Genomic DNA, 13196 nt, shown 5'->3' with positions numbered 1-13196 from the left:
TTCTTTCAGAGCGTAAGATAGGATTCAGAACGAGCGTGCACTGTTCTAACCGAAAACGAGGAAGAGGGGTAACAGATATGAACAAGTTTGCAAGTGTAAGTGTTTCGGCAATGATGGTGTCTCTATTATTGTCAGCGTGCGGCAGCAACAGCAATACAGCAAGCACGGCAGCGCCAGCTGCAAGCAGCGAGACTAAGCCAGCTGCTACTGCGACCGCAACGGCAAAAGTAGAGAAGCCTGTAACGATTTCGTTTATGCATTTCAAAAGTGATGTTACGGACGGTGTAGCCAAAATCGTCGAGCAGTTCGAAAAGCAAAACCCTAACATCAAGGTCGAAGTACAGCCTGTTAAATATGATGATTACTACACGCTATTAAAAACGAAAATGGCCAGCGGCGACATCGTGGATGTATTTACATTAAATGCGGGCAGTAATACGAAGCTGCTCCATGATGGCGGTTACCTTGAGGATTTGACGGGTAAGGATTTCATGTCCAACTTCGATCCTAGCGTATTGAAAGCGCAAGCAACCGACGGTAAAAACTATATTATGCCAGTTAACGCTACCCCGATTGCCGTTTTCTATAACAAAAAAATATTCAGCGATCTCGGCCTCCAGGTTCCTAGGACGTACGATGCGATGATTGCTGCGGCCAAAAAAATAAAGGAAGCGGGCAAAACTCCTTTCGCCCTTGGCTGGAAAGATAATTGGACGTTAGGCATGTGGTTGAGCCGAGACCTGCCAAGTAATACAACACTGGTAGAGAAACAGGCGGACTTTTTCACCAAAATAGAAAAGGGCACAGCGAAATTTGCTGACAACCCTGCGTCCAAAACGGTTATCGCCCATGCACAAGACTTGTTTGACCTCGGTAACAAGGATCAGCTTGGCGTCGATTACAATGGCGTCGTAGACCTCTTCTCCAAAGGCGATGTCGGAATGATGTACATGGGAACTTGGCCTTTAGCGGATATTCAGAAGAAGAATCCGGAATTGTACAAAACAGGCATGGGCTACTTCCCGTATCCGTTCAGCAACGACGAGAGCTTGAATAAGCTTGAATTCAACCCTGATGCTTCTCTTGCCGTGAACAGCAAATCAGCGAATAAAGAGGCAGCGTTGAAATTCCTTGCCTTCATGGCCAGCAAAGAGGGCGGAGATGCTTGGGTGAAAAATATTAACTCGCTCAGCTTTGTCAAAGGCGCCTCAACAGACATCGCGCCCGCGGTCAATGATCTTAAGCCATATTTCGATAAAGGGTTAACCTATGATTCTCAATCCTTTATTACCACGACCATTGATTGGAACTCACAATTTACACAATATGTTCAAAAGGTGTTTTTCAAGAAAGCAACACCTGATCAAATCATTAAGGATCTCGATGACTGGGTTGCCAAAAACCATAAATAACGAAAGCGTTATAACGGCATAGGCTACTGCCTATGCCGTTATTCATCAGAAAGGGAATTTAACCTATGGGAAATATGAAGCGAATGATCCGTGGTGAGTTCTGGTATGTTCTGTTCCTTGTTCCGGGTATTCTGTTATTTACGTTAGCTGTCCTCATTCCATTTGTGATAGGAACGCGATATTCTTTCACAAATTGGGATGGTGTATCACGCAAGCTGACGTATATTGGGTGGGAAAACTACGTGCATGCTTTTCAAGACTCGGACGTATGGGCCGCGCTTGGAAATACGTTTAAATATGCATTTATTCTAATGGTGCTTGTGAATGGGCTATCTCTTCTACTGGCGTTGCTTCTGGATTCTTATTTGAAGTTTAAGAACGTGTTTCGGACGATTTTCTTCCTGCCGAGTATTCTCTCTATTGTATTATCTGGATTTATTTGGAAATATAATTTCAGCACTGGCTTTCCCAAGCTGCTGACCATATTCGGTCTGGATGTGACAAGTCCGCTTGGCAATCCCGATCATGCTCTATTCGGATTGATTCTTGTTGCCCTGTGGCAGGGCGTAGGTGCACCCATGATTATCTATATCGCTGGGTTACAGGGCATTCCGAGCGAGCTTGTAGAGAGTGCCAAAATGGATGGAGCAGGAGCAGGCCGAGCGTTTTGGCATGTGACATTACCACTGCTTGCGCCGTCGATTACAATTAATCTGCTGCTCGTGTTGACGGGCTCGCTCAAAGTGTTTGATCTCGTTTGGGTAACCACGCAGGGAGGACCAGGGTTCGCTACGGAGGTTATTACAACCTTCATTTATAAAACAGCCTTTAACTCCTTTAAAGCAGGCTACGGCATGGCGTTATCGATGATTTTCTTCGTCATCCTGGTCATCGTGACGATTGTGCAATTATCCATTTTCAGAAGACGGGAAGTGGAGATGTAATGAAAATCACACGATACAGCACGTTTGTTGCGGTTGCTATTCTGGCTATTCTGTTTGTGTTTCCGATGTATGTTGCCTTACTGATGTCACTCAAAACAGCGAAGCAAACCTTCGATTCCTTCTATTCGCTGCCGACGAGCTTGAATTTTGTTAATTACACGCACGCTTGGAGTACGTCCAAGTATCCCGCAGCATTTATAAACAGCTTGATTGTAACCGGCATCTCGGTTGCTTTGATTATCTTCGCTTCTGCATTGGCTGGATATGCCATTGCGCGCAGAAGTAAGCCATTTTACAACTTTATTTTTATCCTATTTCTATCGGGTATGATGGTCCCTTTTCAAGTGATCATGCTGCCGTTGTACCAGATCGGCAAAGCATTCCATCTCGTGAATTCACATTGGGGACTAGCGCTGATCTATGGCGGTTTCGGCGTGCAGATGGGTGTATTGTTTTATACAGGTTTCGTGAAAGGTATTTCACGTGAAATTGAAGAAGCTGCTAGGATTGATGGCTGTTCGACACCGGGTATTTTTATCCGAGTTGTGATGCCTTTGCTCAAGCCGGTAACGGCTACGGTACTCGTCCTGAATGCGTTGTACATTTGGAATGACTTCTTACTTCCACTGCTCTACCTGCAGGACAAAAACTACCGCACGATTCCCCTGCAGCAGTACTTCTTTTTCGGTCAATACAGCAGTGACTTGAATCTTGCTTTCGCTTATGCGGTTATGGGCATGATTCCGATCATCATCTTTTTCTTGTTCATGCAGAGATTCATCATCAAAGGGATTGCCGCTGGCGCGATCAAGGGATAGATTCATGAAGACATAAGGGGGACGGTATAGGTGTCTGTAACGGTTTTGGAACAAGCGAACATCTTCGAAATTCGCACTGATAAATCTTCCTATGTGTTCGGGATTAATGAGAAAGGCATCATTCAGCACTTATATTGGGGCGCACACGTTGAAGCAGCGGATTGTGGGTACTTATTGAAAAGCAGGCTGCACAGCTCATTCGATGCAGAAATCGATCGGGAAACGGAGGAGTATGGGGGCTGGGGTGGCTGTAATTATGCTGAACCAGCACTGAAAGTTTCATTTGCAGACGGTGTACGTGACTTGAAGCTGAGATATGAAGGATATCGAGTTGTGGGCGAAAATGAAATCGTACTGCGGATGGTGGATCGTTACTATCCATTAGATATCGAAGTTCATTATAAAGCGATCCCAGAATACGATCTTATTGAGCGCTTTGTGCACGTGCGTAATTCGCAGACAGAGTCCGTTCGCATTGAGCAGGTCATGGCGGCAGTCTGGACGGTGCAGGCTCTACCTGATTACAGAATGACGCATGTGACAGGTCGCTGGGCAGGGGAATATCAATTAAGATCGACAGTCTTGTCCGAAGGGAAAAAGGTGCTGGAATCACGCAGAGGCTTTACGGGGCCTCATGCTAATCCATGGTTCGCTATCGACAATGGAAAAGCCGACGAAACCTCGGGAAGTGTGTGGTTTGGGGCACTTGGTTGGAGCGGCAACTGGAAAATCGTTGCGGAGAAATCAACATTCGGGCATGTGCGAATTGTAGGCGGCGTGAATGATTTTGACAGCGCCTTTGTGCTCGCACCTGGTGAAGTGTATGCTTCACCTGTATTCGTCGGCGGATTTACCTCTGGTGGATTTGGTCAGATGAGCCGCAACCTGCACAAGTACCAAAGGGATTACGTGCTGCCGACAAATGAGCTGCGCAAAGTGCTGTACAATTCTTGGGAGGCGACGGAATTCGCCGTAACTGTAGAAGGGCAAAAGGAGCTGGCCCAGCAGGCAGCTCGTCTAGGCGTGGAACGTTTCGTTGTTGACGACGGCTGGTTTGGCGAGCGCCATAGCGACCGAGCGGGCTTAGGAGACTGGTATGTCAATGCGGAGAAGTTCCCAAATGGCCTGGAGGAGCTGATCGATCACGTAAAAGGACTTGGGATGGAATTCGGGCTATGGGTAGAGCCAGAATCGGTCAACCCGGACAGCGACTTGTACCGAGCGCATCCGGAATGGGTGTATCAATTTCCGACGCGGGAAGGTACACAGCTGCGCAATCAATTGTTGTTGAATGTGGGACTTCCCGAAGTGAAGCAATTCATCCTAGGCTTCATGACGACTTTGCTTACGAAGTATGATATCCGATTTATCAAATGGGATATGAATCGAACCGTGACAGAGCCCGGTACGGTTGCCTCGGGGCAGGATGTTGGTGCCTCCATGTGGATCAAACATGTCGATCATTTGTACGCCATTTGGGCCGAGCTGAGGGAGCGATTCCCCCATGTGGAGTTTGAGACGTGCGCGGGCGGCGGCGCGAGAATCGATCTTGGCATTTTGCGCTATGCGGATCAAGCATGGATTAGTGATAACACCGATGCGCGTGACCGGTTAGCGATTCAGGAGGGGTTCTCCTATGCCTACAGTCCTTCTGTCATGATGTGTTGGGTGACGGAATCACCACACGGTTTTAACGGCAGAAGCCTTCCTCTATCCTATCGATTCCATAGCGCGATGATGGGCGGTTTGGGCATTGGGGCGAACATCAGCAAATGGTCGACAGAAGAATTGGAGAAAGCGAAGAGTTATGTGGAGCTATATAAGGAGATCAGGCCGGTTATTCTCAATGGTGATATGTATCGGCTGTCATCATTGCGAGATTCAAATGTAGCGGCTTATCAGTATAACAGCAAGGATCGTAGCGAGAACGTTGTTTTTACGTTCTTGCAATCGCAGCATTTTGGCTCTGAAGTTCGGCATTTGCTTCTACAGGGCCTAGTGTCTCATGCCTCCTATGAGGTGAATATAGATGAAGGAGAACCCTTCGTCCGCCAGGGCTCAACACTTATGAACCTTGGTGTTGCTGTAAGTCTGCGCGGTGATTATAAAAGTATAATGATCCGTATTATACGGTTGGATTAGTTTGGAAGTGAAGCCCGCATTGTGCGGGCTTTTTAGATTGTCTCGAAACGAGCCAAGCAGCACGGTTTCGTTCTACCTACCTATTGCAAAACAGCCGACTGCCGATAACGCAGCGGTGTCATTTTCGTCATTTGACGGAACACACGTCCGAATTGCACGAGGGAACCGAAGCCGACTTGCTCAGCGATCACGATGACTTTCAACCTCGTTGTAGCTAGCAGTCTTTGTGCTTCTTGTACACGAACGAGATTCACATATTCAACCAGCGAAAATCCGGTGATTTCCTTAAACATCCGGCTTAAATAGGCGGAGCTGATTTCGAATCGTTCGGCAAGCTCCTCGAGTCGCATCGGTTCAGCGAAATGGGTGTTGATGAATCGCACGATAGTGGATATTTTACGGTGGAGAGGAGAGACGTGTTCGGGTGAAGTGACCGGATGTATGCGAACAAAACGTGCCGTGAATAATAACAACTCGATTAAAAAGTGTGTCATGGCAAAAGATTGCCCCATCGCAGGCTCCTTAGCTTCATGGATTAATTTACCTAGCATGTCTTCAACAAGACGCCGAGTGGGTAGATCGAGCCGTAATACAGGCGTATCATGCGTGAAGGCATCCAGTAAGAAAGGTGCCGTTTCTTTCGTATTTTCCAAAATGCTGTCGCTAAAATTAATGACGACTCTCGCATGACCGAGTTTATCTGAGTCGGAGGTGGCATGAAGTTCACGTCGATTGATGAGTACCAAATCTCCTGGAAGAATGAGATAGGAACGATCACGAATGAAATACATGCGTTCTCCTTCGTATAAATAGTAGAGTTCATACATATCATGCATGTGCTGGGTCCTCTCAAAAGATCCAGAGCGATGAATATGCTGGATGTAGAAAGGGCCTTCATCTTCATTGCCGAAGGTGACGGTACGTGACATAGGCGCTGCTCCTTGTTTGGAAATGAGGTAACTGAAGTATATCATAAATTTCAGTGAAAAATATGAACAGTTTTTGCGGAAAATAGGAATAGATGAAGAGAAAACGCTCCTTACTTGCGATAAAATGGATGTATAGATGAAATAGCAAACGCTTGCACAAATAGGAGGAAATTGAACATGAACGCACTTATAGAAGCAGTACGCGCAGGAAAAGTAAACGACTTCTCATCCGAGGTTATTAAAGTTTATACATCTTCACTTACCCAAGTGGGAGATACAACATTGCTTATGGTACGCACAACAGAGGGAAAACGTTTAATCGTCGTAGGATCTGGCGAATTGTTCGACCAACTGCAAGGTGAAATCGTAGATGGCGAGAAAGTAGCCCCACTTACACATGAAAATCGCTTGATTATCAATCAATTTTTGCCATACACAGCGCCACAAGCGTTCGGAACGCAAGTAGCAACAATGGGTTTAGGCGATCGACTTGGTATCGCAAGTCCTGGTCATATCCAAACGATCCGCGGCAAAGATATTCGTCCTGTATTGGCGCAACAAAGTATTCGTGAGCTTGCTTTGACTGGTCGCACCTATGAGGATGTATTGGATGCAGCGGCTTATGCCGTTCTGCAAGAGGGCTATACAGACGGATACGGCGCTGATGGCGACCACTTGAAAAAAGAAGAGGACATCGAGTACGCGTTGCGTCTTGGTTTTACGATGTTGACGCTAGATTGCTCCGAGAATATCGACAACACGATTGAATCCATGAGCGAAGCAGAAATCGCAGCAAAATATGAGCTACTGCCTGCTAGCCTGCGCAGCCGCTATGAAGAGCGCTACCTGCAAACAGCACCAAATGTACCAGGAGCTACTCTTGCCTATACAGCTGAAGCTTTGAAGAAAGATGTGCTGATCTATGATGCAGCTATTAATTTCATGGAAGCGATCTATCGTAAGTATATCGTTACACTTGATCGTGCGGTTGATTTCGAAATTTCCATTGATGAAACAGCGACGCCAACTTCCCCTGAGGCACACTATTTGGTAGCGAATGAGCTTCGTGACCGTGGTGTTACGATTTTCAGCATGGCGCCACGCTTCTGCGGTGAGTTCCAAAAAGGGATCGACTACATCGGAGATATCGCGCAATTTGAGCGTGAGCTAGCTAGTCATGCTGCGATTGCTGTTCATTTTGAATATAAGCTAAGCATCCATTCCGGCAGTGATAAATTCAGTGTGTTCCCATTGATCGGGCAATACACGAATGGCCTGTTCCACATAAAAACAGCGGGTACAAATTGGCTCGAAGCGGTACGTGTTGTAGCGAAAGTGAACCCTACGCTGTATCGTCGTATGCACCAATTTGCGCTTGACCACTTTGTGGAAGCGACAGCTTACTACCACGTGACAACAGATATCAACGCAATTGTTCCACTTAGTGATGTATCAGATGCTCAATTGCCTGATTACATGGAAGAAAATAATGCACGTCAATTGCTGCACATCACGTATGGTTTGCTTCTTCAAGCGAAAAATGAAGACGGAAGCCGCACATTTGCAGACGAGTTCTTCCAAACATTGGCTGATCAAGAAGATACCTTTGCTGAAGGTCTTCGTCATCATATTGGCAGACACTTGGAATTGCTTGGCAAATAACCTTTGAACATAAAAAACGCCACGAACATCCCTCTAATGGGTGTTCGTGGCGTTTCTCATTTTCCTAGGACAAGCCCTCGGTAGACTCTCCCAAAGCATCATCTGCTCCAGGATAGTCCCTTGAAATACCTTCGTGCAGCTCACGATTCTCATAAGCAAAACGGTTGGTAGGGCGTTGATCCTCCCGCCAAGGGGTGCTCTTTCCAAGTGACTCAGACAGCATGCTAGTGCCGTAGGGGCCTTCAGGAAATTCTTCTGGAATCATGTCGTTTCGCTGGGACTCCACCGTCTCCAGGTCGGTATAAACACGGCGATCTTCTGAGAGGAAGCCTAACCCCTCTACAATATGAGTATTATGTGACTTCTTACGCATGGATAAGCCTCCTTTTCAGGTTTTGCTTTTTCCAGTGTCCCCCGACAATCCCTTAAATATCCGTAAAATGTATGGAACCGATAATTTGAGATAAAAATTCGGTAAGCTCTTGAGCTTGTTCTTCGTTAATCTTAAACACATGCTCGAGGTAGCCTTCTTCGTTCAAATCGTCCGGTCCAATGACAGCACTGCGGCCCGATTGCAAATCGATAACCAGCTTCTTGCCATAATAACGGGTTGTGGTCATGATAGCGAGGTCAAAACGGTGTAAAGCATTGCCAACGAAACAGACAAAACGCGTTGTTGTTTCTTCTTGATGATCGTATAAAAAGTCATAATCAGACATGAGGGCCCTCCATTCTCTTTCTAGTATGGGTCTATTATAACCGATAAGAGTCTGGGGGCAAAACGGTTCTTGCGCCTAACTGACAAACATGGTATGATTTGGATATTGGAAATGGGAAGCACCTTTTCTGCCTACGGGCGGAAGAGGTGCTTTTTCGTTTTTCTCACACTATTTCATATTAACGTCTGGAGGCATGGAAAGGGATGAACATTGTATTTCTTAACACGTTAGAGAAGAATTCAGGGGATCAGCAAGTGATTTCCGCGCAGGTTTCGATTGTCGAAGAACAAGGGATTTGGAGTGTGTATTGGAGTGAACCTGACTTGACGGGTAAGCTTACGCAGGATGAATGGTTCCAAGGCATAAGCTGGGATGAGATGCTATTTGCATTCCGTCAAGGCTTACGTGAGAAAATCAGAAGCGGCTTCCGGCCGTTGGTACACACGGAATTAGATCTTACGCAAGGACTATCAGGTAAAGCGAAAATGACACAAATGCTAACGTATTACTGTGAGGAGAATCCGAATGAAGAGGTGTTCGAGTCACTGCGTGCATGGCGTCGTGAGCAGGCTGCTCGTGAGAAGAAGGCGCCATACATTCTCGCAACGAACCGTGTCCTACGGATGATTTCAGTGTTCCTGCCGCAATCCAAGGAAGAGCTTCAGCAGATTCCCGGGTTTGGCGAGCAGAAAACAGCACAGTACGCCGATCAATTGCTTGGACGGATAGGCGAGTGCACACGCACGAACGGCTTTCCATTGGATTGGGTTGCCAACTATGTGGATACGATGAAGTTCGAGGGTTGGCTCCTTGCTCAGAAGGAGCAGAAGCTGCGAATCGAACTTGATCGTGAAGTCAGCAAACGCAAGCTGTTAGAAATCGTATCTGGAGGCGGGAGCTTGGCCGATCTTCAGGCGAATCTGACGATGCCGCGGAGAGAATTGCTGTTGTGGGTGGAAGATTTGGACCGTGAAGGCTACGATATGGATCCTCTCGTGGAAGCTGAACTATCTTCGATATCAGAGGAGGAGCAAATTAAAGCGTGGAATGCATATGAATCTGAAGGTGATCGCTATTTAAAGCCTGTTCTCAAGAGTCTCATCGGGACGGAAGAACTGAAGGGGAAAGAGCTCGACCGTGCTTATGAGTGGCTGCGTCTGCTTCGGTTACGTTTTCGCAGAGAGAAGGAAAGAAATGCGATCCAAGCAGCTAGTTAATGTGCATTGACAAAGGGATGCGGGATATGATTAAATGGTCAATAATCTAATATCCGTCAAAGCGATGACGAACATGGGCGAAGCCCGAAGTAGGAGAAATGCCGCTGCTGCAGAGAGTCGGTGGAAGGTGCAAACCGATGCAAGCATATTGTCCGAATTACAGTTCTGAGTTGGTGGAGGGAACGTGCTCTTCCGAGCATTAGTAGCTTACACCCGGCAAACTATTTGTCGTTAATTTTCTAAGTGAAAGAGAAGTGGCATGCCAGTAGGCGTGCAACCAATCTCTTTAATTAGGGTGGTACCGCGAGACAATCTCTCGTCCCTTTGTGGACGTTGAGGTTGTCTTTTTTGTTTTCTTTTATAAACCAATCGAATGGAGGGATCGTATGTTGTCTTGGGATAAGCTTAGTGTGGAGCAGCAGCAACAAGTTGAGTATCAATTGCGAATCCTCAAACGCGGCGCAGCGGAAATCGTGCCGGAAGAAGCGCTGAAGATGAAGATTATGAAGGCGGTAGTGACAGAGACACCGTTGAAAGTAAAGCTAGGATTAGATCCATCTGCACCGGATATCCACATCGGACATACGGTCGTTCTGCACAAGCTTCGTCAATTCCAAGATTTGGGGCATGAGGTACAGCTTATTATCGGTGATTTCACGGGACGTATCGGCGATCCGACAGGGAAATCCGAGACACGTAAACAGCTTTCGGAGGAAGACGTAAAGCATAACGCGCAAACGTACCAGGCCCAGCTAGCCAAGGTGTTGGATTTAAACAGAACATCCTTCTACTATAACTCCACTTGGTTAGGTGAACTGCGCTTTGACGATGTGCTAAGACTTGCTGGTAAAGTGACGGTTGCTCGTATGTTAGAGAGAGATGACTTTGCCAAGCGGTATGCGGCGAATCAGCCGATACATGTGCAGGAATTTTTCTACCCACTTATGCAAGGCTACGACTCGGTTTCTTTAGAAAGTGATATTGAGCTCGGTGGAACCGATCAGACTTTTAATATCTTGATGGGGCGTACCCTACAAGGGGCATATGAGATCAAAGAGGGTCAGGTGGCGATCCTGATGCCGTTGCTCGAGGGACTGGATGGCGTTCAGAAGATGAGCAAAAGCCTGCGTAACTACATCGGTATCGATGAGCAGCCGAATGACATTTTCGGTAAAACCATGTCCATACCAGATACGCTCATGCTCAAATATTTCGAGTTAACGACAGCCTTGTCGAATGAGGAAATCGAAGAGCTGCGCCAAGGGCTCGAAGCGGGTACGATCCATCCGAGAGATGCCAAGCTTAGGCTGGCGAAATTGTATGTTGAGATGTACCACAGTGTGGAAGCGGCTGAGGAGGCGGAGCAGCATTTTATTACTGTTTTTCAAAAGCGGACTTTGCCAGATGACATTGAGGAAGTAAACCTAGACAGCAGCCATCTGGAAGCAGGAAGCTTGTCCATTATCAAGTTGTTAGTCAGTTTATCGTTGCAATCATCGAATGGGGAAGCTAGGCGAAGCGTGGAACAAGGAGCTGTGAAAATCAACGAACAGAAGCTGACTGATATTCATGCGCAAATTACGCCGGTGGATGGCGATATTCTGCAAGTAGGGAAACGTAAATTTGTTAGAATCAAGCTATCATAGTTGAATGCCAAAAAGGGTGACTTCTCGGCAGTATTTCTACGTTTCTGCTAGAAGTCACCCTTTATTTCTACATCGATCTGAGTTGATCACAGCCATTCTTTCTTGCGGAACAGCACATACATGGCAATGCCGAGGACGCCCATAAAGGCTAGCACAATTTCATCCCCATGAGGGGTTAGATGCAGTCCGAGAATATTATCGAAATTCATCCCGAAAACACCGGTAATGAAGGTCAAGGGCATGAAGATCGTTGTCAACGCGGTAAACACACGCATGATATCATTGGCGCGGTTCGCGAGGCTGGATTGATAAGCTTCTCGTAAGTTCCCCATAAGATCGCGCAGCGTATCGAATGTATCGACGATTTTGACGGCATTCTCATAAATGTCGCCGAAGTACTTTTGGAGCTGATGATCGATCAATCTGAGCTCTTTTTTACCGAGCGTCCCAATGACGTCACGTTGCGGCACGAGCACCTTTTTCAACCATAAAATTTCAGAACGAAGACCAATAATCTCATTCAAATGCGACTTCTTCGTCGCCATCAGAATATCTTCTTCCAGCTTTTCAATCTTCGCTTCGATTCGATCACCGACCGCCACATAGTTATCGACGACGAGATCAACCAAATGATATAAGAAACGATCGGCACTGTTCACTTCTTCCTCCCAAAGGAAGGGCTTAAGTGCGCGAAGTTCATTAATTTTTTGTCGTGTTACAGTAATGATCACATGTTTGCTTAGAAATAGATTAAGTGCGCGTAAGAAAATTTCTTCATCATCGAAACGAATGCTATTAATAACAATGAAATAATGAGAATCATAAAATTCAATCTTTGGACGCTGTTCTTCCTCACTAAGGCAATCTTCTACGGCCAAATCATGCAAATGGAAAAGAGGCTGAAGTAATTCCAAGTCCTCGATCCCCGCATCAATCCAGTAAAAGCCTTGGCTTGGAGGTGTCAGCGCAGCAGTAACATCATCAACTAACGTAAAAATACCATTTTGAACCAACCGTGTTTTCATCTGCCCACCCCTTTGAATGGAATCAGCCGGTTAGTACATCTAGAAGAGCAATGCCCTGGATGATGGATTAACCGACTTCATTCCTACACTTTGAAATTGATCGTTCGCCTTGCAGGTACTACTCCTCGGTTCTCCGTCCAAGCGTATGCCCTCCTTTTCCGTCCGTGTCGAATACTTGTCTAGTATACCCGTTCATATATCCTGTTTCAAGCCAAAAAGTTTGATGAAATAAGGGGAATTGTCGTTAAGTTAGCTTATGGAGAATAGGCTAAGTCTGTGCCAAAAAAATAAACCGCCAAAACTTACTTGGCGGCATTTAAAATCTTATTTTTGACGTCTGTGTACATTTGAATGATCTCAGGTCCGCCGCGCTTCATCAGATCATCTTCACTCTCAGCCCCATAAACGAGGTGAAGTTGTGAGACAGCGATTTGGGCTTGCTCAAGTGTAGGTTTGTCGGTTTCAATAAAGGCAAAATAACGATGTAAGGAGGCGAATGCAGAGAAATTATCCGATGTTTGGGTTGACATTATAGCCCTCATTTCTTCAAAAATTCTTATTCGTTTAGAAACATCATCTGTAAAAGCTAATCCTTAGTAATAACCTTAAGTACCTAAACTTAAACAGCTTGCCACAATACAAATTGTATCATTTTAATGATTGCTTGGCTACAACTACTATT

At 46.1% G+C, this 13196-nt stretch carries 12 protein-coding genes and 1 other annotated feature; of the genes, 7 read left to right on the top strand and 5 right to left on the bottom strand.

Annotated features, from left to right (window positions below; translation table 11 throughout):
* Nucleotides 1-77 precede the first annotated feature (77 nt).
* The 4 genes from L6I86_RS18865 (at nt 78) to L6I86_RS18850 (ending at nt 5316) form a co-directional block, all read left to right on the top strand.
* A complete protein-coding gene (locus L6I86_RS18865) occupies nt 78-1412 on the top strand; it encodes an ABC transporter substrate-binding protein (RefSeq protein WP_236289560.1) in 1335 nt (444 codons plus the stop codon).
* Between the two features lie 65 nt (nt 1413-1477).
* Entirely contained in the window at nt 1478-2356 is an 879-nt protein-coding gene (locus L6I86_RS18860; RefSeq protein ID WP_236289558.1) for a carbohydrate ABC transporter permease, read from the top strand.
* Nucleotides 2356-3174, top strand: a complete 819-nt coding sequence (locus L6I86_RS18855; protein WP_236289556.1) for a carbohydrate ABC transporter permease — start codon at nt 2356-2358, stop codon at nt 3172-3174. The genes L6I86_RS18860 and L6I86_RS18855 overlap by 1 nt, the downstream gene beginning before the upstream one ends.
* Before the next feature lie 30 nt (nt 3175-3204).
* Nucleotides 3205-5316: an alpha-galactosidase gene (locus L6I86_RS18850; RefSeq protein WP_236289554.1), complete on the top strand. Its 2112-nt coding sequence runs from the start codon at nt 3205-3207 to the stop codon at nt 5314-5316.
* An 80-nt stretch (nt 5317-5396) separates the two neighbouring features.
* Here L6I86_RS18850 and L6I86_RS18845 read toward each other — a convergent pair whose 3' ends face one another.
* Complete coding sequence (locus L6I86_RS18845; protein WP_236289552.1) at nt 5397-6245, bottom strand: AraC family transcriptional regulator; 849 nt, start codon at nt 6243-6245, stop codon at nt 5397-5399.
* A gap of 177 nt (nt 6246-6422) precedes the next feature.
* Between L6I86_RS18845 and L6I86_RS18840 the strand changes: the two genes are divergently transcribed.
* On the top strand, nt 6423-7907 hold the full coding sequence (locus L6I86_RS18840) for a tagaturonate epimerase family protein (RefSeq protein WP_236289550.1): 1485 nt from the start codon (nt 6423-6425) through the stop codon (nt 7905-7907).
* 64 nt (nt 7908-7971) lie between these two features.
* Here the strand turns inward: L6I86_RS18840 and L6I86_RS18835 are convergent, their stop codons facing one another.
* Nucleotides 7972-8280, bottom strand: coding sequence for a hypothetical protein (locus tag L6I86_RS18835; protein WP_236289548.1), 309 nt, complete (start codon nt 8278-8280; stop codon nt 7972-7974).
* Between the two features lie 52 nt (nt 8281-8332).
* Complete coding sequence (locus tag L6I86_RS18830; protein ID WP_056609472.1) at nt 8333-8626, bottom strand: DUF3055 domain-containing protein; 294 nt, start codon at nt 8624-8626, stop codon at nt 8333-8335.
* Nucleotides 8627-8829: 203 nt separating this feature from the next.
* On the opposite strand from L6I86_RS18830, the gene L6I86_RS18825 reads away from it, so the two are divergent.
* Together L6I86_RS18825 and tyrS are read left to right on the top strand one after the other, a co-directional pair.
* Complete coding sequence (locus L6I86_RS18825) at nt 8830-9843, top strand: HRDC domain-containing protein (RefSeq protein WP_236289546.1); 1014 nt, start codon at nt 8830-8832, stop codon at nt 9841-9843.
* Nucleotides 9844-9908: 65 nt separating this feature from the next.
* Nucleotides 9909-10170, top strand: a binding site (T-box leader).
* Between the two features lie 62 nt (nt 10171-10232).
* The gene (tyrS, locus tag L6I86_RS18820; protein ID WP_236289701.1) at nt 10233-11489 is read left to right on the top strand and encodes a tyrosine--tRNA ligase; all 1257 of its coding nucleotides are present in this window, start codon (nt 10233-10235) and stop codon (nt 11487-11489) included.
* A gap of 86 nt (nt 11490-11575) precedes the next feature.
* Here tyrS and corA read toward each other — a convergent pair whose 3' ends face one another.
* Together corA and L6I86_RS18810 are read right to left on the bottom strand one after the other, a co-directional pair.
* Nucleotides 11576-12514, bottom strand: coding sequence for a magnesium/cobalt transporter CorA (corA, locus tag L6I86_RS18815; protein WP_171630035.1), 939 nt, complete (start codon nt 12512-12514; stop codon nt 11576-11578).
* A 302-nt stretch (nt 12515-12816) separates the two neighbouring features.
* Nucleotides 12817-13044 (bottom strand): hypothetical protein, encoded by a 228-nt coding sequence (locus L6I86_RS18810; protein ID WP_056609479.1) that lies wholly within the window; start codon nt 13042-13044, stop codon nt 12817-12819.
* Nucleotides 13045-13196: the final 152 nt, after the last annotated feature.

Origin of the sequence: Paenibacillus allorhizoplanae (assembly GCF_927798215.1) — a bacterium.
In the GTDB taxonomy this organism is placed as follows: domain Bacteria; phylum Bacillota; class Bacilli; order Paenibacillales; family NBRC-103111; genus Paenibacillus_E; species Paenibacillus_E allorhizoplanae.
Note: the sequence above shows the minus strand (reverse complement) of the source record. Positions and strands in the feature narration are given on the sequence as shown.